Origin of the sequence: Bacillus sp. es.034, assembly GCF_002563655.1 — a bacterium.
Taxonomy (GTDB): Bacteria; Bacillota; Bacilli; order Bacillales; family Bacillaceae_B; genus Rossellomorea.
The window spans coordinates 840,001-862,789 of the sequence record NZ_PDIY01000001.1; the positions used below are offsets into that span (position 1 = coordinate 840,001).

The 22,789-nt window shown below is 43.4% G+C and carries 22 protein-coding genes (1 of these 22 cut by a window edge); 14 read left to right on the forward strand and 8 right to left on the reverse strand.

Annotated features, from left to right (window positions below; translation table 11 throughout):
* From gyrA to dnaA, 7 genes are all read right to left on the reverse strand, one after another.
* Positions 1–1,828, reverse strand: partial view of a DNA gyrase subunit A gene (gene gyrA / locus ATG71_RS04385; protein ID WP_098438588.1) — the 5' portion only. The gene continues 707 nt to the left of window position 1, outside the view; 1,828 of the gene's 2,535 nt are visible here — the first part of the coding sequence; the start codon lies at positions 1,826–1,828; the stop codon falls past the left edge of the window.
* Positions 1,829–1,936: 108 nt separating this feature from the next.
* Positions 1,937–3,865, reverse strand: coding sequence for a DNA topoisomerase (ATP-hydrolyzing) subunit B (gene gyrB / locus ATG71_RS04390; RefSeq protein ID WP_098438589.1), 1,929 nt, complete (start codon positions 3,863–3,865; stop codon positions 1,937–1,939).
* A 42-nt stretch (positions 3,866–3,907) separates the two neighbouring features.
* Entirely contained in the window at positions 3,908–4,162 is a 255-nt protein-coding gene (remB, locus tag ATG71_RS04395) for an extracellular matrix regulator RemB (protein WP_034764730.1), read from the reverse strand.
* 9 nt (positions 4,163–4,171) lie between these two features.
* The gene (recF, locus tag ATG71_RS04400; RefSeq protein WP_098438590.1) at positions 4,172–5,290 is read right to left on the reverse strand and encodes a DNA replication/repair protein RecF; all 1,119 of its coding nucleotides are present in this window, start codon (positions 5,288–5,290) and stop codon (positions 4,172–4,174) included.
* 17 nt (positions 5,291–5,307) lie between these two features.
* Entirely contained in the window at positions 5,308–5,526 is a 219-nt protein-coding gene (yaaA, locus tag ATG71_RS04405; protein ID WP_034764734.1) for a S4 domain-containing protein YaaA, read from the reverse strand.
* Between the two features lie 170 nt (positions 5,527–5,696).
* Positions 5,697–6,833: a DNA polymerase III subunit beta gene (dnaN, locus tag ATG71_RS04410; protein ID WP_098438591.1), complete on the reverse strand. Its 1,137-nt coding sequence runs from the start codon at positions 6,831–6,833 to the stop codon at positions 5,697–5,699.
* A gap of 206 nt (positions 6,834–7,039) precedes the next feature.
* Complete coding sequence (gene dnaA, locus ATG71_RS04415) at positions 7,040–8,383, reverse strand: chromosomal replication initiator protein DnaA (protein ID WP_098438592.1); 1,344 nt, start codon at positions 8,381–8,383, stop codon at positions 7,040–7,042.
* Positions 8,384–9,056: 673 nt separating this feature from the next.
* Between dnaA and rpmH the strand changes: the two genes are divergently transcribed.
* The 11 genes from rpmH (at position 9,057) to ATG71_RS04470 (ending at position 19,229) form a co-directional block, all read left to right on the forward strand.
* The gene (rpmH, locus tag ATG71_RS04420; RefSeq protein ID WP_034764748.1) at positions 9,057–9,191 is read left to right on the forward strand and encodes a 50S ribosomal protein L34; all 135 of its coding nucleotides are present in this window, start codon (positions 9,057–9,059) and stop codon (positions 9,189–9,191) included.
* 165 nt (positions 9,192–9,356) lie between these two features.
* Positions 9,357–9,731 (forward strand): ribonuclease P protein component, encoded by a 375-nt coding sequence (gene rnpA / locus ATG71_RS04425; RefSeq protein ID WP_061811180.1) that lies wholly within the window; start codon positions 9,357–9,359, stop codon positions 9,729–9,731.
* A 140-nt stretch (positions 9,732–9,871) separates the two neighbouring features.
* The gene (gene spoIIIJ, locus ATG71_RS04430) at positions 9,872–10,660 is read left to right on the forward strand and encodes a YidC family membrane integrase SpoIIIJ (RefSeq protein WP_098351359.1); all 789 of its coding nucleotides are present in this window, start codon (positions 9,872–9,874) and stop codon (positions 10,658–10,660) included.
* Positions 10,657–11,274 (forward strand): RNA-binding cell elongation regulator Jag/EloR, encoded by a 618-nt coding sequence (gene jag / locus ATG71_RS04435; protein WP_098438593.1) that lies wholly within the window; start codon positions 10,657–10,659, stop codon positions 11,272–11,274. Before spoIIIJ ends, jag begins: the two co-directional genes overlap by 4 nt.
* A 270-nt stretch (positions 11,275–11,544) precedes the next feature.
* A complete protein-coding gene (gene mnmE / locus ATG71_RS04440) occupies positions 11,545–12,930 on the forward strand; it encodes a tRNA uridine-5-carboxymethylaminomethyl(34) synthesis GTPase MnmE (protein WP_098438594.1) in 1,386 nt (461 codons plus the stop codon).
* 56 nt (positions 12,931–12,986) lie between these two features.
* Complete coding sequence (gene mnmG, locus ATG71_RS04445; protein WP_098438595.1) at positions 12,987–14,879, forward strand: tRNA uridine-5-carboxymethylaminomethyl(34) synthesis enzyme MnmG; 1,893 nt, start codon at positions 12,987–12,989, stop codon at positions 14,877–14,879.
* Between the two features lie 21 nt (positions 14,880–14,900).
* Positions 14,901–15,617 carry a 16S rRNA (guanine(527)-N(7))-methyltransferase RsmG gene (gene rsmG / locus ATG71_RS04450; protein ID WP_098438596.1) on the forward strand — a complete coding sequence of 239 codons (717 nt, stop codon included), beginning with the start codon at positions 14,901–14,903 and terminating at the stop codon, positions 15,615–15,617.
* A gap of 119 nt (positions 15,618–15,736) precedes the next feature.
* Entirely contained in the window at positions 15,737–16,600 is an 864-nt protein-coding gene (noc, locus tag ATG71_RS04455) for a nucleoid occlusion protein (RefSeq protein ID WP_098438597.1), read from the forward strand.
* 208 nt (positions 16,601–16,808) lie between these two features.
* The gene (locus tag ATG71_RS04460; RefSeq protein WP_098438598.1) at positions 16,809–17,570 is read left to right on the forward strand and encodes a ParA family protein; all 762 of its coding nucleotides are present in this window, start codon (positions 16,809–16,811) and stop codon (positions 17,568–17,570) included.
* Positions 17,563–18,402 carry a ParB/RepB/Spo0J family partition protein gene (locus ATG71_RS04465; protein WP_098438599.1) on the forward strand — a complete coding sequence of 280 codons (840 nt, stop codon included), beginning with the start codon at positions 17,563–17,565 and terminating at the stop codon, positions 18,400–18,402. Before ATG71_RS04460 ends, ATG71_RS04465 begins: the two co-directional genes overlap by 8 nt.
* 113 nt (positions 18,403–18,515) lie before the next feature.
* Entirely contained in the window at positions 18,516–19,229 is a 714-nt protein-coding gene (locus tag ATG71_RS04470) for a DUF554 domain-containing protein (protein WP_098438600.1), read from the forward strand.
* A gap of 42 nt (positions 19,230–19,271) precedes the next feature.
* Here ATG71_RS04470 and yyaC read toward each other — a convergent pair whose 3' ends face one another.
* Positions 19,272–19,892: a spore protease YyaC gene (gene yyaC, locus ATG71_RS04475; protein WP_098438601.1), complete on the reverse strand. Its 621-nt coding sequence runs from the start codon at positions 19,890–19,892 to the stop codon at positions 19,272–19,274.
* 256 nt (positions 19,893–20,148) lie between these two features.
* On the opposite strand from yyaC, the gene ATG71_RS04480 reads away from it, so the two are divergent.
* From ATG71_RS04480 to ychF, 3 genes are all read left to right on the forward strand, one after another.
* The gene (locus tag ATG71_RS04480; protein WP_098438602.1) at positions 20,149–21,075 is read left to right on the forward strand and encodes a mechanosensitive ion channel family protein; all 927 of its coding nucleotides are present in this window, start codon (positions 20,149–20,151) and stop codon (positions 21,073–21,075) included.
* A 13-nt stretch (positions 21,076–21,088) separates the two neighbouring features.
* Positions 21,089–21,289: a DUF951 domain-containing protein gene (locus ATG71_RS04485; RefSeq protein WP_034764770.1), complete on the forward strand. Its 201-nt coding sequence runs from the start codon at positions 21,089–21,091 to the stop codon at positions 21,287–21,289.
* A gap of 251 nt (positions 21,290–21,540) precedes the next feature.
* Positions 21,541–22,641 (forward strand): redox-regulated ATPase YchF, encoded by a 1,101-nt coding sequence (gene ychF / locus ATG71_RS04490; RefSeq protein ID WP_060674606.1) that lies wholly within the window; start codon positions 21,541–21,543, stop codon positions 22,639–22,641.
* Positions 22,642–22,789: the final 148 nt, after the last annotated feature.

A 22,789-nucleotide genomic window follows, 5' to 3' on the forward strand; every position in this document is an offset into this window, starting at 1 on the left:
CATCCACAAATTCTTCGACACGGATCATGGCGTTGATCCACTCATCTTTTTCCACTCCGAGCAGATTGATGATCGGAAGTCCTTTCGCAGTACGACTGAACTCTGGGATTTCATATCCTTTTGCACGATACGCTTTTCCTTTGTTCGTAAAGAAGAGGATCGTATCATGAGTTGACGTTGTCAGTAAGTTTTCGACAAAGTCTTCATCATTCGTGCCCATTCCCTGGATTCCTCTTCCTCCACGCTTTTGACTGCGGTAGGTAGAAACAGGGAGACGCTTGATGTAACCGTTATGAGTGAGGGAAACGACGATGTTCTCTCTAGGAATCAAATCTTCATCCTCGATGTTCTCGATTCCACCCGCTACAATTTCAGATCTTCTTTCATCATTGAAGCGTTCTTTGATTTCGATCAATTCTTCACGGATGATTTCCAGAACCTTTTCGTCATCTGCAAGGATCGCTTTCAGTTCAGCAATCAGCTTCACAAGCTCCTGATACTCATCTTCAATTTTTTCACGCTCTAAACCGGTTAGGCGTTGAAGACGCATATCCAGGATCGCCTGTGCCTGCTTATCGGATAAGGAGAAGTTCTCCATCAAACCTTGTTTTGCAAGCTCAGTTGTTTGTGAGCCGCGGATAAGGGCAATGATTTCATCGATGTGGTCGAGGGCGATCCTCAAACCTTCTAAAATATGAGCCCTTGCTTCAGCCTTCCGCAGTTCAAATTCCGTTCTACGGCGAATGACTACGCGTTGATGCTGAAGATAGTGATAGAGACATTCTTTTAAGTTCAATACCTTCGGCTGGCCGTCTACAAGTGCCAGAAGATTGATCCCGAAGCTTGTTTGAAGTGCCGTTTGCTTATATAAATTATTGAGCAGTACGTTAGCATTGGCATCTTTTCGTACTTCAATGACGATACGCATACCATTACGATCCGATTCATCACGAAGATCCGTGATGCCATCGATCTTCTTATCCCGGACCAGATCCGCGATCTTCTCAATGAGTCTCGCTTTATTCACCTGATAGGGGATTTGATGGACGATGATCGTTTCTTTTCCATTGCTCTTTGTTTCGATTTCCACACGGGCACGCATGGTGATGGAACCCTTACCCGTTTCATAAGCGCGACGGATCCCGCTTCTTCCTACAATCAAACCGGCAGTAGGGAAATCAGGTCCGTAGATGAATTCCATCAGCTCTTGAATCGTAATGTCAGGATCTTTACTTAACGCAAGGATTCCATCGATGACCTCTCCAAGATTATGGGGAGGGATGTTCGTTGCCATCCCTACGGCGATTCCTGAAGAACCGTTTACCAAAAGGTTAGGGAAACGGGCAGGTAATACTTCCGGCTCCCGCTCCGTGCCATCATAGTTATCTTTATAATCAATTGTGTCTTTATTAATATCACGAATGAGTTCCATAGAGATCTTGGACATACGTGCTTCTGTATAACGCATGGCCGCTGCGGCGTCACCGTCCACAGAACCGAAGTTACCGTGACCGTCAACCAGCATATAGCGATAGTTGAAATCCTGTGCCATACGAACCATGGTGTCATAAACAGCTGAGTCACCATGAGGGTGATACTTACCGATTACTTCGCCGACGATACGTGCTGATTTCTTGTACGCTTTGTCAGACGTCATCCCGAGGTCATTCATCGCATATAAAATACGGCGATGGACGGGCTTAAGGCCATCACGTGCATCTGGTAGGGCACGTGAAACAATGACACTCATCGCATAATCCAGGAAAGACGAGCGCATTTCACTACTTATATTAATCTCTTTAACATTCGATCTTGGTGTTTCTGCCATAGTAAAAGGGACCTCCTTTTAAAGAAAGATTTATACCTTTCTCACTCTTTACCTTGTCCGCTATGTAAAAGACAGGATAGCACCCAGGTCTATCCTGTTTATTTTATTTTAGATATCCAAGTTCTTGACGTAAGCTGCGTTTTCTTCGATGAAGTTACGTCTCGGCTCTACTTTGTCACCCATCAGGATATCAAAGGTTTCATCGGCCTCGATCGCATCTTGAAGGCTTACCTGCAGCAGGGTCCTTGTTTCCGGATCCATTGTTGTCTCCCAAAGCTGCTCTGGGTTCATCTCTCCAAGACCTTTGTAACGCTGGATTCCAGGTTTAGGCGTCGGGGAAATTTCTGCAAGTATGCGATCCAGTTCTTTATCATTGTAGGCGTACTCGATCTTCTTCCCTTGTTGTATTTTGTACAAAGGTGGTTGAGCGATGTAGATATAGCCTGCTTCGATGATATTTCTCATGTAACGATAGAAGAACGTTAACAATAGCGTACGAATATGTGCGCCATCAACGTCGGCATCGGTCATGATCACGATTTTATGATATCTTGCTTTAGCCAGATTGAAGTCTTCACCAATACCAGTCCCAAGAGCTGTAATGATCGCACGGACCTCGTTATTGGAAAGGATCTTATCAAGGCGTGCCTTTTCTACGTTGATGATTTTACCACGCAGTGGAAGGATGGCCTGGAAGTGACGGTCACGTCCCTGTTTGGCCGATCCACCGGCTGAGTCACCCTCAACCACATAGATTTCGCTGATACTCGGGTCTTTGGAAGAACAGTCAGCCAGTTTACCAGGAAGGCTCGAGATTTCCAGGGCACTCTTACGGCGGGTAAGCTCCCTTGCTTTTTTCGCAGCCAGTCGGGCACGGGCAGCCATAAGACCTTTTTCCACGACTTTTCGGGCAACAACCGGGTTTTCAAGTAAGAACGTTTCCAGATGCTCTGAGAAAAGGGAATCGGTGATCGTCCTTGCTTCTGAGTTCCCGAGTTTGGTTTTTGTCTGACCTTCGAATTGAGGGTCAGGATGCTTGATCGAAATGATGGCAGTCAGACCTTCCCGGACATCTTCCCCTGAAAGGTTCGCATCGTTCTCTCTGAATACATTATTTTTACGGGCGTAATCATTGATGACCCTCGTCAAAGCTGTTTTAAATCCAGACTCATGGGTTCCACCTTCATGGGTATGGATGTTATTGGCGAATGAGTAAAGATTGCTTGCGAAACCGTCATTGTATTGTAGGGCGATTTCAACGGTGATATCATCCTTCTCACCCTCAATGTAGATCGGTTCTTCATGGATGACTTCTTTCGAACGGTTAAGGTGCTCAACGTAGGACTTGATTCCACCTTCATAATGGTAATCTCTTCGTTTCCCTTCTCCGCGCTTATCTTCAATGCTGATTTGGATCCCTCTGTTTAAGAAAGCCAGTTCACGAATACGATTGGCAAGTATGTCATATTCGTATTCCGTCGTTTCAGTAAAGATTTCAGGATCTGGAGTGAAGTGGATGATCGTTCCGGTTTTATCCGTTTCTCCGACCACTTTAAGGTCGAAGCTTGGTACACCTTTTTCGAATTTCTGGTAGTAGATGTTCCCATCACGATGGACATGTACCTCAAGTTCTGTTGAAAGGGCATTAACAACCGAGGCCCCTACTCCATGCAGACCTCCGGATACTTTATATCCGCCGCCGCCGAATTTACCGCCGGCGTGAAGGACCGTCATGATGACCTCTACGGCAGGTCGTCCCATTTTTTCGTGGATACCGACCGGAATCCCACGTCCGTTATCCGTCACAGTGATACTGTTATCCTCTTCAATGATGACTTCGATCTCACTACAGTAACCGGCTAATGCCTCATCGATACTGTTATCAACGATTTCCCACACCAAGTGATGCAGACCTCTGCCGCTTGTTGATCCAATATACATACCCGGTCTTTTCCGAACGGCCTCTAAACCTTCTAAAACCTGAATCTGATTTTCATCATAGGAGCCGCCTTGCGCTTGATTTTGTTCTATAGCCATACTGATTCACCTACACTTTCTAACCTTCAGGGCTTTGTATTTCTATAATAAATTCTCATAGTTTGAGTATTTCTTTGATCGCTTCTTTAACGTACTGGATGCCAGCGGTGAGAGATACAACTGGCCCGTTGTGATAACAAGAGATTTATATGAACCCTTTGCAAGATTGCAAAGGTTATGATCTTTCGTTTTTAGAAAATGTTGAATTTCCTCTGAAAATTGAACGGTGTCTCGATCAATAATTGCGATGATTTCATCTGTACGTACCATGACATCTTCTCCAACATGTATGTACAAGGTAACACCTCATTTCAATCTTTTCATGGATCCGGCTTCCACTTCGAACGTAGTCGCCTCGTTCAGGGTTTGATGATCAATCCCGTCCACGTTGGTCGTGGTCACGAAGGTTTGAACTTTCCCCTGGATGGTATTTAATAAGTGAGACTGACGGTAATCATCCAGCTCAGATAACACATCATCCAGAAGTAAGATGGGATACTCTTTGATTTCAGAGTGTATCAGCTCGATTTCTGCAAGCTTCACAGAGAGGGCCGTTGTCCGTTGCTGCCCCTGTGATCCGAATGTTTGAACATCACGGTCATTCACAATGAATTGAAGATCATCACGATGCGGACCGACCAGGGTCACACCACGATCGATTTCCCGCTCCCGTATATCATAGAATTTCTGCTCATATATATCTACCATTTTTGACCATTCTTGATTATCTGATACATCCAAAGACGGTTTATACACGATTTCCAACGTTTCCAGGTTTCTTGAAATCCCTGAATGGATCGGTTTCGCCCAACTTTCCAACAATTGAACGAACTCAAATCGTTTCTTCGTAATTTTCACCGCCATCTCGATGAACTGTTCCGTCAAGACATCAAGCATCGTCTGGTCTTTTTGTTTTCTCGTCTGCAACTGTTTTAAATAATGGTTCCGTTGCTGTAATATTTTCTGATAAAGGCTGATATCATGTAAATAAACAGGAGAAACCTGACCGATTTCCATATCAATAAAACGGCGCCTGACTTGAGGGCTCCCTTTTACCAAATGAAGATCTTCAGGTGCAAACATGACAACATTCATGTTCCCTACATATTGACTCAGTTTAGACTGTTCAAGGTGATTACTCTTCGCCTTTTTCCCCTTTTTGGACAGGATGAGCTCCAAAGGTAATCCACCGTTATATTTCTGAATCCTACCTTTTATTTTAGCATATTCCTGATCCCAACGGATTAAATCTTTATCATTTGAGGTACGGTGGGATTTAGCCATTGCCAGGACATAGATAGACTCCATGATATTCGTCTTCCCCTGGGCATTTTCTCCAAGAATGACGTTCACCTTATTTTCGAAACTCACGTCGATTGATTCGTAATTACGGTAGTTTCTTAATTCCAATTGTTCAATGTACATGGACATAACACCCTTTATTATTCTCCAGCAACCACAAAGACCCCTACTTCAGGAATTTCAACTTTATCTCCTACCGTAAGTTTTCTCCCTCTTCTTTGGTCTTGTTCCCCGTTTATGTATACTTCATATTCACTTAAGAACCATTTTGCCATCCCACCGGACTGAATCACTTCAGCAAGCTTCAGGAATTGTCCCAATGTGATGATTTCTGTTTCGATGGTGATCTCTTTCGCCACTAAAATCACTACTTTCCGTATAAAGTCTCTAATATATTATTTTACTCTAAATGGAGTTAAGTCACAACTAACGAAAAATGGAGAAAATAGTCGCAGTTAATTTCCTAAGGATCTCCGTAAATGTAAAAAGCCAACACCTGAACTTTTCTAAGGTGTTGGCTTTTTGATTTTTAGTACGTTCTTACCGGAAGGATCAGTTGAAGGATGGAATCATCATGCAGGGGCTTCAAGACGAACGGTCTCATCGCTCCTGTGAAGTTCACATGAATTTCTGTTCCTTCAATCGCTTTTAACGCGTCCATCATATATTTCGCGCTGAAAGAGATTTTCAGTTCTTCCCCTTCGATGGATTGACTTTCCACCTGCTCGATGACTTTCCCGATTTCAGGTGTATTGGATGAAATTTCAATAACTCCACCATCAAGGGTCGAAAGTTTCACGACGTTATTTCGTCCCTCTCTCGCCAGCAGCGATGCACGATCGATCGCTTGTAAAAATTCTTTTGTGTTAAGAGTCAATTCTGTTTTCGTATCAGATGGAATCAATCGACTTGTGTCCGGGTAGTTCCCCTCTAATAGTCTTGAGAAGAATAATAAATGCTTTGCCTTGAACAGGACCTGGTTTTCCGTAATGACGATTTCAACGGGTTCATCCGTATCATCAAGGATCTTATTCAATTCATTTAAGCTCTTCCCTGGAATCACGATATTGTATGAAGCATCATGATTGGTTTCGATCGGTGCTTTTCTCATGGCAAGTCTGTGACTATCTGTTGCAATACAGCTCAGCTCCCCGTCTTCGATCTGACAGTTTACACCTGTCAAGATGGGGCGTGTTTCTGAGGTGGACACTGCGAATACGGTTTGTCTGATCATCGTTTTAAGGAGATCCGTTGAGACTTTGATTCCATTTCCTTCTTCAATCTGTGGAAGGTGCGGATATTCTTCAGGATCCAGACCGTTTAAATTGAATTCTGCCTGTCCTGAACGGATGACTGTCTGGAAGTGACTCTGAACTTCGATTTCCACCGTATCTTTCGGTAATTTCTTAACGATTTCACTAAAGAACTTTGCCTGGAGGACAATGCCGCCTGTTTCCATGATCCCAACGATTTCAGTGCCTTCTTCCTCATTCGGGATAAAGGATTCAATCGAAATATCCGAATCACTACCTGTCAATGTGACTCCATCTTCAGTGGCAATGATCTTGATCCCGGTCAGGATGGGAATCGTCGTTCTTGATGTGACAGCTTTCATGACGTCCTGGACGCTCTGGACAAGATAGTCCCTTTGAATAACAAATTTCATGATTTATTCCTCCAATTTGCACATAATTTTATGGACTGAATCATATACTAATAATTTATTTAAAAAATAGTAATAGAAGTAGTAGGGCCTGTTGATATGTGGATAAGTGTGTGAATCGAACGTAAACACAGCCTATCCACATGTGGACAGACTGTGTGCTAGTTAGTCGGAGTTATTCACATTATCCAGTTTGGTTGTGTGTAGAATCAGGCCTTTAATGTTTCACGAATGTCCTTCAATTGCTGCTGAAGAAGTGCATCCGTTCCGAGTAATGTACTGATCTTTTCATGAGCATGAATGACAGTCGTGTGATCACGTCCGCCAAACTCTTCTCCGATTTTCGGAAGGGAGGAATCCGTCATTTCCCTAGATAAATACATGGCGATTTGCCTCGGGAATGCGATGGACTTTGTTCGTTTCTTCGCTTTAAAGTCCTCGAGCTTCACGTTGAAGTGCTCCCCAACGACTCGTTGAATTTCCTGGATGGTAATCGCCCTTGGCTTCGAGCTCGGGATAATATCCTTCAACGCCTCGGCTGCAAGATCGGCATTGATATCTTTATTTATAAGAGAAGAGTACGCGACGACACGGATCAATGCGCCCTCTAACTCACGAATATTCGAATCGATTTGGTTAGCTATATAAAGCATGGCTTCATTTGGAATATCCAGTCCTTCAGCCTTCGCTTTCTTTCGTAAAATCGCAATTCTCGTCTCGAGATCCGGTGGAGTGATATCTGTTATAAGCCCCCATTCGAATCGGGAACGAAGTCTATCTTCAAGTGTCGGAATTTCTTTCGGCGGCCGATCACTGGAAATGACAATTTGCTTGCTTTCTTCATGTAAGGTATTAAAAGTATGGAAAAATTCCTCTTGTGTTTGTTCTTTACCCGCTAAAAATTGAATATCATCAATTAATAAAACATCTACACTACGGTATTTATTTCGAAAATCGACTGCTTTATTATCCCTGATGGAGTTAATGAATTCGTTGGTGAATTTTTCAGATGACAAGTAAACTACTTTCGCAGCAGGATTATGTTCAAGTACATAATGGCCGATGGCATGCATCAAGTGAGTCTTTCCAAGGCCGACTCCCCCATAAATAAATAAGGGATTATAGGCTTTGGCAGGTGCTTCAGCCACAGCCAAAGAAGCGGCATGGGCGAACCGGTTGCCCGAACCGATAACAAATGTGTCGAAAGTGTATTTAGCGTTCAGCATATTTTGATTGATATCTTGCTGATCATCATCTTTCATCGACTTTGGCGGTATTTGAATATCAAACTCTTCCGGCTCCTGGTTTTGAGGAATGATAAATTTCACGACTAGTTCTTCGCCTGTAATATCATACAAAACCCCTGAGATTAGCTGAGAGTAACGGCCTTCCAGCCAATCTCTTGCAAATTCATTTGGAGCTGTAATTACAAGGGTGTCCCCTTGAATGGAATGGGCCTTAGTTGATTTCAACCAAGTATCAAAGCTTGGTTTACTGATCTTTTTTTCAATATTTTCTAAGGCCTTGCTCCAAAGATCCCCGATATTCTCCAATCCTGATCCCTCCTTTTCTTAGTTTGTATAACTTCTGTACAATCATTACGCGCTATACATTCCTTAAACTCACGCTATTCTATAAAAATACAATTCGTTGAATGTGGAAAATATATATAATAAGGAAGGAAAATGGTTTTTCGACATTATCCACCACTTGTGGACAACGTTTTACAAACCCTCTGTATAAGTTACCCACATGATATCCACATTTTGTGGATAAGTTATTTCCGTGAACACAGTTATCAAGAGTGAAAACACAATAATCATATCAAAATATCCTTAGAGGTGCAATGCTTTTTAAATTTTATCCACAACCCCCCACACCTTGTGGAATGAAATTGTCCACAACCCTAGAACTTGTGAAAAAGTTGTCAGTATGTGTTGTGGATAATTTAAAACCATGTCGAATCCTATCCACAGGTACCTTAAATAGAAAAATGGGATAGGGTTTGTAGAAGGAAAATCATGATGAGGAATTTGAGTGTTCTTGGAGAGACCTGACGATCAGCGGAAATCAACCAGCACTCGCTAATTTAAAGAATAATGGGTTAGCAAACGAACACATTAAAAGAAAAATAATCTGAGTGTTGACTTTTTATGGGTACCGTCTTTATAATAGTGAGGAATGTCTTTAACTTTTTTAAAGATATCCTTCAGGGAGGTGTCATAGATGAAAAGAACGTTTCAACCAAATAACCGCAAAAGAAAAAAGAATCACGGTTTCCGTGCACGTATGAGCTCTAAAAACGGACGCAATGTTTTAGCTCGCCGTCGCAGCAAAGGAAGAAAAGTATTATCTGCCTAGACCACTGAACTGACTCAGTGGTCTTTTTTTTCCTTTCTATTAGGAGATAAGACGATTTGGCTCGTTCGTATTTTGGTTAACGAGAAAAAGTACTTATAATTTCATATGAATGAGCCAATAATGTCGAGGTTAGATCAAGACAAAAATGAAAATCAGGTGTGGTCCATGCGGAAAGAACAAAGAGTAAAGAAAAATAAAGAGTTCCAGGAAATATTTAAAAAAGGGACATCCTTCGCGAATCGTCAATTCGTCTTGTATCTATTAAAGAAGGAAGAGCCTCAGCCATTCCGAATCGGGATTTCCGTCAGTAAGAAAATCGGGAATGCTGTGTGCCGCAATCAAATCAAGCGTTACGTGAGGCAGGCTTTCTTAGAATTACAAGAAGAGGTTCACGATCAGTACGATTATCTTATCATCGCCAGAAAACCGGCGGCCGAAATGAATTTCCATGAGGTGAAGGGGAGTCTCACCCATGTATTAAAAAGAGGAAAAGTATTGAAAAGGTCTTCTTATGGCAAATATGATAGGAAGAAGTCATAACATTTTGAGAGAATGACAGGTTTCGTCATCACAAGCCAAGGAAAAGATGTTACAATACGAGGGATTGTACTTTTTTGGTACGGGATGATGGGTCTTGTTTACATTTTATTTGAAAGATATTAGTTGGGAGGAAAATAAGGGTGAAAAAGAGAATGATAGCCCTGGTGGGAATCATTGGGCTAATGGCTATTCTATCAGGTTGTACAGATTACAATAAGCCGATTACATCTGATAGTAGCGGAATATGGAATGAATATATTGTCTATCCTTTATCACAATTGATTACCATGGTTGCAGAGTTCATGGGCGGATCTTACGGATTAGCGATCGTCATCGTTACATTGCTCATTCGTTTAGCGATTCTGCCATTGATGATCAAACAAACGAGAAATTCAAAAGCCATGCAGGCATTACAACCTGAAATGAAAAAACTGCGCGAAAAATATAGCTCCAAAGATGCACAAACTCAGCAAAAGCTTCAACAAGAAACGATGGCTTTATTCCAAAGTCACGGGGTGAATCCGTTAGCGGGTTGTTTCCCATTGATCGTTCAAATGCCGATCTTGATCGGTTTCTACCATGCGATCGTGAGAACACAGGAAATTAAAGCGCATAACTTCTTATGGTTCGATCTCGGTAATCCGGATCCATACTATATTTTACCTTTAGTAGCAGGTTTAACAACGTTCATCCAACAAAAATTAATGATGGCGGGTACAGCGAATCAAAATCCGCAAATGGCCATGATGCTTTATATCATGCCGGTCATGATCATCATTTTTGCGATTAACTTCCCTGCAGCTCTATCCCTTTACTGGGTAGTCGGAAATCTATTCATGATTGCTCAAACATACTTCATCAAGGGACCTGAGATTAAAGAAGCGCAAGCCGTCAAAGCTGGTGGGAATTCGGGAGGAAAGAAAAAGTGAGAGAAGTAGAAGCGACTGGTCAAACGGTGGAAGAAGCCATTGAATCAGCCTTGTCTCAACTGAATATCACCAAAGAAGAAGCAGAGATCGACGTCATTGATCAAGGTAAAAAAGGGTTATTCGGATTGTTCGGCGGAAGGCCGGCAGTCGTCAACGTGAAGAAAGCGGTTGATCCGGTAGAGGAAGCGAAGGATTTTATTTTATCCGTTGCACGTGAAATGGGCGTGGAAGCGACCATAGAAGTGAAAAGGGATGGAAGAGATGTGGAATTCAACATATCCGGTGAAAAAATGGCTCTATTGATTGGCAAAAGAGGACAAACATTGAATGCTCTTCAACATTTGTCGCAATTGATCGCCAATCGGGTATCCGGTCAGTTCATCACGATCCTGTTGGATGCTGAAAACTATCGGGAAAGACGGAAGCAGACGCTGACAACGCTTGCGGAACGGTTGGCAGAAAAGGCACTGCGCACCAATCGCTCTGTTTCCTTGGAACCGATGCCTTCCTATGAACGAAAAGTGATCCACACCGCTTTAGTGGATTCCAAAAGGGTCGATACCCATTCAGAGGGAAGAGAACCCAATCGATACATTGTCATTGCACCAAAATAATGAAAGACGATTCCTTTCGGGGGATCGTTTTTTTTATGGCTTCGTCCTGTGGATTCTTATTTTCATCCCGGTTTATTGTTATTCACATGTGGATAAGTTAAAATAATAGAGATGAGATGTTATCTATGTGGATAACATTATTTGGTGACGAACAAAGGGTTTCCTTTCTTTAGTATTAAAACGGAATGTGATATTCTAATAATTTGGGGAAACGTTACTTTATACTATACATTTCATATAAATAGGTCAGCTATAAGAGAGGTGAACATAATGGAATTAGATACAATTGCTGCCATATCCACTCCGATGGGAGAGGGAGCGATCGCCATCGTCCGTTTGAGCGGTGAGTTGTCATTCGATATCGGTGATAAAGTCTTTAAGGGAAGGAAAGGGAGTTCCATGAAGGAATTTGCATCCCATACCATTCATTATGGACATATCGTTGATCCCGACACCGATCAAGTGGTGGAAGAGGTCATGGTTTCCGTGATGAGAGGGCCGAAGACATTCACCCGTGAAGACATCATCGAGATCAACTGCCACGGAGGACTTGTATCGGTGAATAAAGTTCTGCAGCTTGTGTTGAAAAACGGGGCGAGACTTGCAGAGCCCGGTGAATTCACGAAGCGGGCTTTCCTGAATGGCCGAATCGATCTTTCTCAGGCAGAAGCCGTGATGGATCTCATTCGGGCGAAAACCGACCGGGCCATGAATGTAGCCCTGAATCAAATGGAGGGCCGCCTTTCCAATTTGATCAGGAAGCTCCGTCAGGAAATCCTTGAAACCCTTGCCCATGTGGAAGTGAACATTGACTATCCGGAGTATGATGATGTAGAAGAGATGACGCATAACGTGCTTCTGGAAAAATCCAAACACGTCCGGGATGAAATCGACAGGCTGGTTCGCACATCTGAACAAGGGAAGATTTTAAGGGAAGGTCTTTCTACGGTGATCATCGGACGGCCCAATGTAGGGAAATCCTCCCTCTTGAACAGCCTTGTTCATGAAAATAAAGCCATTGTGACGGATATTCCCGGGACGACGCGTGACGTGATCGAGGAATATGTCAATGTAAGGGGAGTCCCTCTCCGTCTTGTTGACACGGCGGGGATTCGTGAGACCGAAGATATTGTTGAACGGATTGGCGTGGAACGCTCGAGACAGGTGTTGAAGGAAGCCGATTTAATTTTACTCGTGCTCAATTATGCGGATGAACTAACCTTTGAGGATGAACAGCTATTCGAAGCGGTGAGAGGAATGGACGTCATTGTCATCGTGAACAAAACCGATCTTCCTCAGAAGATTGATATAGATAAGGTAAGAAAGCTTTCCGAAAATCACCAGCTGGTGACAACGGCCTTACTGGAGGAACAGGGGATCGATGAACTGGAAGAAGCCATTTCATCCTTGTTCTTTGCGGGATCCATCGAAGCGGGGGATATGACATATGTGTCCAACAGTCGTCATATCGCCTTACTCAACCAGGCATCCATTGCGATCAATGAAGCGATCGACAGCGTGGAAATGGGGACACCGATTGATATTGCACAGATCGATCTGACGAGAACGTGGGAACTATTAGGTGAAATCATCGGGGACAGCGTTCATGAAAGCCTGATCGATCAGCTGTTTTCTCAGTTCTGCTTAGGGAAATAAACACTATTATAATGTGGACGGGACTTATCCGTCCTACAAGGAGGAAATAACAAACCATGCAATATGACGCAGGGCAATATGATGTCATTGTCATTGGTGCTGGCCATGCCGGGGTAGAAGCGGGACTTGCTTCTGCACGTATGGGAGCTAAAACGTTAATGGTCACCATTAACCTGGATATGGTCGCCTTTATGCCGTGTAATCCATCTGTCGGTGGACCGGCAAAGGGGATCGTTGTAAGGGAAATCGACGCTCTCGGTGGAGAGATGGGTCGTAATATAGATAAAACGCATATACAAATGAGAATGTTGAATACAGGTAAAGGTCCTGCTGTACGTGCACTGCGCGCGCAGGCAGATAAATTCCTCTACCAGAATGAAATGAAGCGGACAATTGAAAACGAACCGAACATGACCTTGATGCAGGGAATGGTGGAGGAATTGATCGTGGAGGATGATGAATGTAAAGGTGTCGTCACGATGACAGGTGCCGCCTACCGTGCCAAAACGGTCGTCATCACTACTGGTACATTCCTTCGTGGTGAAATCATCTTGGGAGACCTGAAATATTCAAGCGGTCCCAATAACCAACAGCCTTCCATCAGATTATCTGATCACTTGCATGAGCTTGGTTTCGATACGGTACGGTTTAAAACCGGGACACCGCCGCGGGTCAATAGCTCGACCATCGATTATTCGAAAACGGAGATTCAGCCGGGTGATGACGTTCCACGTGCATTCAGCTATGAAACGACCAAATACATCACGGATCAACTTCCATGCTGGCTGACGTATACAAATGAATTGACTCATCAATTAATCGACGACAATCTTCATCGTTCGCCAATGTATTCAGGTATGATCAAAGGAACAGGCCCTCGCTACTGTCCTTCTATAGAAGATAAAGTCGTGCGTTTTCACGACAAGCCGCGTCATCAGATCTTCCTCGAGCCGGAAGGAAGAAATACTCAGGAAGTGTACGTTCAAGGATTATCGACAAGCTTGCCTGAGGATGTGCAGCAAAAAATCCTGCAGACCATTCCGGGTCTTGAGAAAGTACAAATGATGCGTGCCGGTTATGCCATCGAGTATGATTCCATCGTACCGACGCAATTATGGCCGACGCTTGAAACGAAAAAAATTAAGAACCTGTACACCGCGGGTCAAATCAATGGAACATCCGGCTATGAAGAAGCGGCTGGACAAGGATTGATGGCAGGAATCAACGCTGCTTGCCGTTCTCTTGATAAAGACGAAGTGATCTTAAGCCGATCAGATGCTTATATCGGGGTACTGATCGATGACCTCGTGACAAAAGGGACGAACGAACCGTATCGTCTTCTGACTTCACGTGCGGAATACCGCTTGTTGCTCCGTCATGATAATGCTGATCTTCGTTTAACGGATATCGGTCATAAGATCGGATTGATCACAGAGGATCGTTTTGAACGATTCACGGAGAAGAAAGAAGCGATATCAGCCGAGAAAAAGCGACTTGAAGCCGTCCGCATCAAGCCGAGTGAAGAAACTCAAAGGGTTATCCGTGAAGCAGGCGGAAGCGAGCTGAAGGACGGGATACTGGCAGCTGATCTCCTGAAGCGGCCGGAAATGAATTACAGCCATATTAAGGCACTTGTCCCAAGCGACATTGAGCTTGATCCCGATGTAGAAGAACAAGTGGAAATTCAGGTGAAATACGAGGGGTATATTGAAAAATCCCTTCAACAGGTCGATAAAATGAAGAAGATGGAAAATAAACGAATTCCTGATAACATTGATTACAGTGCAATCAGCGGATTGGCTTCTGAAGCAAGACAGAAGTTGATCGAGGTCCAGCCTCTTTCCCTTGCACAGGCCTCCCGTATTTCAGGCGTGAATCCTGCAGACGTATCCATTTTAATGGTCTACATTGAACAGGGGAAAATCGCCAAAGTATCGAGTGATCAATAGAAGTAAAGGAAGGATCATTTCATGAACGTAAATGAATTTCAATCAATGCTTGAGGAGAAAGGGATTTCCCTTTCTTCCACGCAATTAGATCAGTTTGAACGCTATTATGAATTGCTTGTTGAATGGAACGAAAAAATGAATTTGACGGCAATCACTGACAAAGAAGACGTGTATTTAAAGCATTTTTACGATTCAATCAGTGCAGCATTTTATGTCGACTTCACGGAAGTTCAATCTCTGTGTGATGTTGGGGCAGGTGCCGGTTTTCCAAGTATCCCGCTTAAAATATGCTTCCCGCATCTACATATTTCGATTGTTGATTCCTTGAACAAGCGCATTACATTCTTAAATCATTTATCGGATGAACTGGGACTTGCAAATACCCATTTTTATCATGATCGTGCAGAGACATTTGGAAAAAACAAGGCTCACCGCGAAAAATATGATATGGTTACAGCAAGAGCCGTAGCCAGAATGTCCGTTTTAAGCGAATTATGCCTGCCGCTTGTGAAAAAAGGTGGAGCATTTGTCGCCATGAAGGCTTCCAATGTCAATGAAGAGCTGTCCAATGCAAAGAAAGCCATCGGGACACTTGGTGGACAAACCGATAAAATGTATTCCTTCCTTCTTCCTGAAGAGGAAAGTGAACGGAATATCGTGAAAATCAACAAAGTGAAAGAAACACCTAACAAATATCCCAGAAAACCCGGGACACCGAATAAATTACCGTTAGAATAGTATGGTCACTCTCCTGCCTTCATCGGTCATGGTATAATCGACATATAGTGAGAAGGCAGGAAATGGACATATTTTAGAGAATATTAATAAAGGGAGTTTCTTAAAGGTGGTGTAGGAAGATGAAGCATCCTTTCTCTCGTTTTTTTGGCCTAGGTGAAAAGGAGCAAGATGTTGAATCTGAAGAGTCGAATGTAGTGGAAGAAGATCGTGATGAAGTGAGGAAAATACAGGTCTCGCATATCATCCCGAATCGATTTCAACCAAGGACTGTGTTTAATGATGAAAAGATAGAAGAGTTATCCAGAACGATTCACACGCATGGCATCATCCAGCCGATCGTGGTGAGACAGTACGATGATGACCAGTTTGAAATCATTGCGGGTGAACGGAGATACAGAGCCGTTCAAAAGCTTGGCTGGGAAACCGTACCGGCGATTGTGAAGAATCTTAATGATACTGAAACAGCCTCTGTCGCATTAATAGAGAACTTACAAAGAGAAGAACTCTCTCCTATAGAGGAAGCAATCGCATATGGAAAACTGTTGGAATTACATGATCTAACTCAAGAAGCCCTTGCTCAACGCTTAGGAAAAGGACAATCAACCGTGGCGAACAAGCTTCGTCTCCTAAAGCTTCCAGAAGAAATTCAATCAGCTCTACTAGATAAACAAATCACTGAACGCCACGCCAGGGCTTTGATTCCTTTGAAGAATGCTGAAAAGCAGATCCAGCTTCTTCAGGAAATCATTGAAAAGAGCTTGAATGTCAAACAGACCGAAGACCGGGTTGTAAAAATGCAAGAAGGAACGACCCATAAGCCGAAGCCTAAACGGAAGGCCTTCAGCAAAGATATGAGAATTGCCGTGAATACGATCCGACAATCGCTGTCCATGGTATCAGATAGCGGAATCAATCTCGACTCAGAAGAAGAAGAGCACGAGGAATTCTATCAATTCACCATTCGTATTCCGAAAAAAAAATAGATTCGTAGTCTAAAAGTGAGAAACATATCCGATCCGTTTCTCACTTTTTTTATTGCGAGCGTTGGATGATAACAGAATCTTTCCTATTTATGGAAAGGTGTTTCTTTTTGAAAAATTGACAGACAATTATCCGGGAATTTTGATAGAATAAAAGAATACTGTGTGAAAATGAAATCAATCTTAGGAAGTCAAAAGGTAGGTGACAACCTTGGGCAGAATCGTAGCCGTTACAAACCAGAAAGGCGGGGTGGGAAAAACCACGACATCCGTCAATTTGGGGGCTTGTTTAGCTTATATAGGGAAAAAGGTTTTACTTGTAGATATCGATCCTCAGGGAAACGCCACCAGTGGTGTCGGCGTGGAAAAAGGGGATGTACAACAGTGTATCTATGATGTGTTAGTGGATGATGTAGATGTTAAAGACACGATTAAACAATCAAAAGTAGAGAACTTATCGCTTGTCCCTGCAACGATCTCACTTGCCGGAGCGGAAATTGAATTGGTTCCGACGATCTCCCGTGAAGTCCGTTTAAAGAAAGCGCTGGAGAAGGTAAAGGACGAATTCGATTTCATCATTATTGATTGTCCCCCTTCATTGGGACTCCTGACGATCAATGCGCTAACCGCTTCGGATGCTGTCGTCATACCGGTCCAGTGTGAATATTACGCCCTCGAGGGATTAAGTCAGCTGTTAAGCACGGTCCGTTTAGTGCAGAAGCATCTGAATCATGATCTTATGATTGATGGTGTATTGTTAACGATGCTTGATGCAAGGACCAATCTGGGCATCCAGGTTATCGAAGAAGTGAAAAAATACTTTCAAGACAAAGTGTATCGCACAATTATCCCACGTAATGTTCGTTTAAGTGAAGCACCCAGTCATGGTGAACCGATCATCATCTATGATGCGAAATCCAGGGGAGCAGAAGTTTATTTAGAACTGGCAAAGGAAGTGGTGGCGAATGGCTAAAGGTTTAGGAAAGGGCATCAATGCTCTCTTTACCAATATGCAAACAACTCAAAATGAAGAGTCCGTCCAGGAAGTGAGCCTGAAAGAAATAAGGCCGAACCCTTATCAGCCACGAAAGATCTTTGAGCCGCAGGCAATCGAAGAATTGAAAGAATCGATCCTGGAACATGGGATCCTCCAACCGATCATTGTCCGCAAGTCCATTAAAGGGTATGAGATTGTGGTCGGTGAACGCCGCTATCGTGCAGCTACAGCGGCTAAGTTAGAAACCGTTCCCGTTGTCGTACGCGAATTGAATGATCAACAAATGATGGAACTCGCGGTGTTGGAAAACCTTCAACGGGAGGACCTGACGCCGATCGAGGAAGGCGCAGCCTATCAAATGCTGATGGATAAATTGAATCTTACACAGGAAGAACTGGCGAAACGATTAGGGAAGAGCAGACCTCATATCGCGAACCATATTCGCTTACTCTCCCTTCCTGCACCTATTCAGGAACTTATTTCTGAAGGAAAGCTGTCAATGGGACATGGCCGTGCCCTTCTTGGATTGAAAGATAAAAAGAAGCTATCCTTGATTGTCAATCGGATCCTGAAAGAATCATTAAACGTCCGTCAATTAGAAAAAATCATTCAAGAAGCCAATGACAATGTTCCACGTGAAACAAAAAAGAAAGAGCGGAAAGATGTCTTCATCCAGGAACAGGAATCGCTCTTGCGTGAGCGCTTCGGTACAACCGTAACGATTAAACAATCGAAGAAAAAAGGGAAGATCGAACTGGAATTCTTTTCGAAGGAAGACCTGGATCGGATTTTGGAATTATTGCAGTAACACCATTGTATAAAGGGACTGACTTAAGTGGTATATCTCATGCCATTTAAGTTAGTCCTCTTCCATATGGTACATATACTATTCTTTGGGAAATAATCATAAGGGGTAACGTCATGGTACTTTTAGGAACGCTAGTAAATGGAGTATGTATTATCATCGGGACGCTTCTCGGTAAGATCCTGCACCGTATACCTGAAGATATGAAGGGAACGGTTATGAAAGCAATTGGACTCGCCGTTATCGTTCTTGGATTACAGATGGGGCTAAAAAGCGAGAACTTTCTCATCGTGATCATCAGTCTTGCCCTTGGTGCTGCCTGGGGAGAGTGGATGAATCTCGAGGACAGGCTGAATGCCCTTGGGAACTGGCTGGAAACAAAGATAGGCAGCAAAAATGAAACGTCCATATCTCAAGGGTTTGTCACCGCCACCCTGATATTTGTCATCGGTGCCATGGCCGTGATCGGTGCGCTGGATAGCGGGATCAGGGGAGATCATGATGTTCTTTTGACCAAGTCGATCATTGATGGATTTACTTCTTTAATATTAACGACCACCCTTGGGGTCGGTGTCATGTTCTCGGCCATTCCCGTCGTCCTTTATCAGGGAATCATCGCCCTATTCGCCACTCAAATTCATCAATGGGTGCCAAAGGAATTAATGGACGCGTATATTGTCGAAATGACGTCTACAGGAGGCATCATGATCTTTGCGATTGGACTCAACCTCCTGGGTGTAACGAAAATCCGAGTCGCCAATTTACTTCCAGGCATCATCGTGGTGGCCCTGGTAGTCGGAATCATCCACGCCTATCAAGTATATATGTAATCAAAAAGGGAGACGGCGGAACACGCCATCTCCCTTCTCTCTTTATTGCTGCAATTCTTCCCGCCATTTTTCAATACTGACGGCATTTCTCCGTTCTACAGAATGACCTGCCAGCACAATCGCTTCAGCAATCGTCCTCGCCATTTTCATGACAAGATTCAAGCGTGTATTCTGCAGGACAAAAAACTCCATGAACCCACTGACATTTACAATTCCCGTCAAATGAATCTCCCCGACCTCAGGCAGCTCTTTATTCACTCCGGCTCCCGGCCGCAAAGGACCTTCACTCAACTGAATGGCACCAACACTCTTTAATCGTCCGAGACAGGCATCGACACCTATGATAAAGGGATTGATATGTTTAGAAGCGATATCCTTAAGCTTCTCTTCCAGGTTGACGGCATGGATCGGATCATCCAATGTTCCATAGACATGGAATGGTTTAATATCCTGTTCCTCTATTAATGTACCAACCAAAGGCCCCAATGAATCCCCTGTCGAGCGGTCCGTACCGATACAGACAAACACGATGGGTCTTGTACGATAATAAGTGGGAAGCATCGACGACAATTGAACAGAAAGATCCTGTGCCGCACGCTCTTCCTGATGAAGGACTCGAAAGGGGTCAGATCTACGTTCAAATAGTCCTTTTTTTAGATTCATCGCTTCCACTCCTTTGGATGTGATTAGGGGGATAATGTTGAAATTGACTATGTCAGGTCTTGCCACCAGAATCATAAATTTTAATTATTATCAGTATACGGACGATTTCTTTTTTTCATACATACTAAACTCCGATTTTTCATAAAATAAAAATTTTCTAGAAACTATTCTTTATGAGGTTATATCTACACAAGGAGAGGGAAAGTTGATAAAATAAGGAATACTTCTTATTGAATGATAAGTGGAGGTTCTATATATGAGTGCGAATGATACGAAAGCTAAGTTAGATGACACGATTGATAAAACCGCTGAGAAACTGATAGATAATGAAATGTGGATGGCCCTGGGAACAGGCGCTGTAAAGATTATTGCGATTATGGTCATTACATATCTTGCCCTAAGGATAGGAAGGTCTGCGATTCGAAACGTATTCAAAGTCCGTTCTCGTTCCCCTCTTAAGTTCACTGAACGACGGGAAGCCACCTTATCCAAACTGTTGGAAAACGTCTTGACCTATGTGATCTATTTCATCAGTCTGATGACAATCTTGTCGACACTTGACATCGACGTAAAAGGACTCATCGCCGGTGCCGGGATCGTCGGCCTTGCCGTCGGTTTCGGTGCACAGAATCTGGTGCGTGATATCATTACCGGTTTCTTCATTATCTTTGAAGATCAATTTTCAGTCGGCGACTATGTTCGAATCGGTTCTGCAGAGGGAACCGTCGAAGAAATTGGCCTAAGAACGACAAAGATCAAAAGCTGGACCGGGGAATTGCATATCTTCCCCAATGGGAATGTGACGGAAGTGACGAACTTCTCCATCCATAACAGTATCGCCGTCGTGGATGTCAGCATTGCCTACGAGGAAAATATTGAAGAAGCCGAGAAAGTGATGCTGGAACTTCTCCTCGCTTTGCCGCAAAAGTACGAAGACCTTGTGAACCCTCCCGAGCTGTTAGGGGTTCAGACCCTTGGAGCATCGGATGTTGTCATTCGTATCGTTGCTGAAACGGTTCCGATGAGACATTGGTATATAGCCAGGATGATACGGAAAGAAGTGAAACTTTGCCTGGATGCGCATGGTATCGAGATTCCATTCCCTCGTATGGTGATGTATTCACGTAAGGATGAAGAAGAGATGCACCCTCGTGAAAAACAAAGAAGGCTTGAAAGCGAATAAGGAGGAGTAACCGGTGGAACCTAAGACATTCACATTAAATGATATTGTAGAAATGAAGAAACCTCACCCATGTGGCACGAACCGCTGGAAAGTGATCCGTATGGGGATGGATATTCGCATCAAGTGTGTCGGGTGCGGTCACAGTGTCATGATCCCAAGAAAAGACTTTGCGAAAAAAATGAAAAAGGTCATTTCAAGTGGTGAAGAAGAATAAGTACTCCTTTTTTACCCATAATTCTTTTGACCTAATCCATCTTACGCCCTAAATAGTGTTGCCTCAGAGCATTCAGTCTTTTCTAAAGGATTGAGTGCTTTTTTTATGGTGTATTTTCTACTGTAGCCTGGAAGCTTCACTTGTCTTTTCCCTCTATTATCTCTATAATTGTGAAAGGTTCGACCGATTACGCGTTTTTCGATCTTAAAGGATTTTTTAATAGATAAGAATATGGATGAGGAGTGACTGAAATGGCATTAACAGCTGGTATTGTTGGACTACCTAACGTCGGGAAATCCACTCTATTCAACGCAATTACAAAAGCAGGTGCAGAATCTGCGAACTACCCGTTCTGTACCATTGATCCAAACGTAGGAATCGTAGAGGTTCCGGATCACCGTCTGGATAAATTAACTGAACTTGTGGACCCGAAGAAGACGGTTCCCACTGCCTTCGAATTCACGGATATTGCCGGGATTGTAAAAGGGGCGAGTAAAGGTGAAGGACTGGGGAACAAATTCCTGTCCCATATCCGTCAAGTTGATGCGATCTGTCAGGTTGTCCGTTGTTTCGCAGATGATAATATCACACACGTATCAGGTAAAGTAGATCCGATTGCGGATATCGAAGTCATCAACTTGGAGTTGATCCTCGCTGACCTTGAAACGGTGGATAAACGTCTTGCAAGAGTTCAGAAAATGGCGAAGCAAAAAGACAAAGAAGCGGTATTTGAACATGATATCCTAGTGAAAATCAAAGAAGCTTTGGAAGCAGAACAGCCAGCCCGTACAGTTGAGTTCTCGGATGAGCAAATGAAGCTTGTGAAACAGCTTCATCTTCTGACGTCTAAGCCTGTATTATATGTAGCGAACGTAAGTGAAGACGAGATCGCGGATCCTTCTGATAACGAATATGTTCAGAAAGTACGTGAATTTGCGAAAGATGACAATGCAGAAGTGATCGTTGTCTGTGCAAAGATTGAATCTGAAATTGCCGAGCTTGACGATGAAGAAAAGGCGATGTTCCTGCAGGAATTAGGCATCGAAGAATCAGGCCTTGATCAGCTGATCCGTGCTACCTATTCCCTATTGGGACTGGCGACTTACTTCACAGCAGGTGTACAGGAAGTCCGTGCCTGGACGTTCCGTGAAGGAATGAAAGCCCCTCAATGTGCCGGAGTCATCCACACCGACTTCGAAAGAGGATTCATCCGTGCCGAAACGGTTTCTTACGAAGACTTAGTTGCAGCCGGAACAATGGGTGCAGCACGCGAAGCAGGAAAAGTCCGCCTCGAAGGTAAAGAATACCTCGTAAAAGACGGAGACATCATTCACTTCCGTTTTAACGTGTAAGTTTTATTTAAAAAGACTAGAGTTTCGATTCTAGTCTTTTTTTTACGTCATATTGCAATAATAGATAACCTATGCTATAATTTTATTTCGTGAGTAATGAACGCATTGCTCCTTGTTCTTTCACAAAGAAAGGACCGCATAGACCACG

Coding starts and splice junctions, on each gene's coding strand:
- gyrB (WP_098438589.1), bottom strand. CDS start 3,865: ATGGCTATAGAACAAAATCAAGCGCAAGGCGGCTCCTATGATGAAAAT.
- recF (WP_098438590.1), bottom strand. CDS start 5,290: ATGTACATTGAACAATTGGAATTAAGAAACTACCGTAATTACGAATCA.
- dnaN (WP_098438591.1), bottom strand. CDS start 6,833: ATGAAATTTGTTATTCAAAGGGACTATCTTGTCCAGAGCGTCCAGGAC.
- rpmH (WP_034764748.1), top strand. CDS start 9,057: ATGAAAAGAACGTTTCAACCAAATAACCGCAAAAGAAAAAAGAATCAC.
- rnpA (WP_061811180.1), top strand. CDS start 9,357: ATGCGGAAAGAACAAAGAGTAAAGAAAAATAAAGAGTTCCAGGAAATA.
- mnmE (WP_098438594.1), top strand. CDS start 11,545: ATGGAATTAGATACAATTGCTGCCATATCCACTCCGATGGGAGAGGGA.
- mnmG (WP_098438595.1), top strand. CDS start 12,987: ATGCAATATGACGCAGGGCAATATGATGTCATTGTCATTGGTGCTGGC.
- rsmG (WP_098438596.1), top strand. CDS start 14,901: ATGAACGTAAATGAATTTCAATCAATGCTTGAGGAGAAAGGGATTTCC.
- noc (WP_098438597.1), top strand. CDS start 15,737: ATGAAGCATCCTTTCTCTCGTTTTTTTGGCCTAGGTGAAAAGGAGCAA.
- ATG71_RS04465 (WP_098438599.1), top strand. CDS start 17,563: ATGGCTAAAGGTTTAGGAAAGGGCATCAATGCTCTCTTTACCAATATG.
- ATG71_RS04470 (WP_098438600.1), top strand. CDS start 18,516: ATGGTACTTTTAGGAACGCTAGTAAATGGAGTATGTATTATCATCGGG.
- yyaC (WP_098438601.1), bottom strand. CDS start 19,892: ATGAATCTAAAAAAAGGACTATTTGAACGTAGATCTGACCCCTTTCGA.
- ATG71_RS04480 (WP_098438602.1), top strand. CDS start 20,149: ATGAGTGCGAATGATACGAAAGCTAAGTTAGATGACACGATTGATAAA.
- ychF (WP_060674606.1), top strand. CDS start 21,541: ATGGCATTAACAGCTGGTATTGTTGGACTACCTAACGTCGGGAAATCC.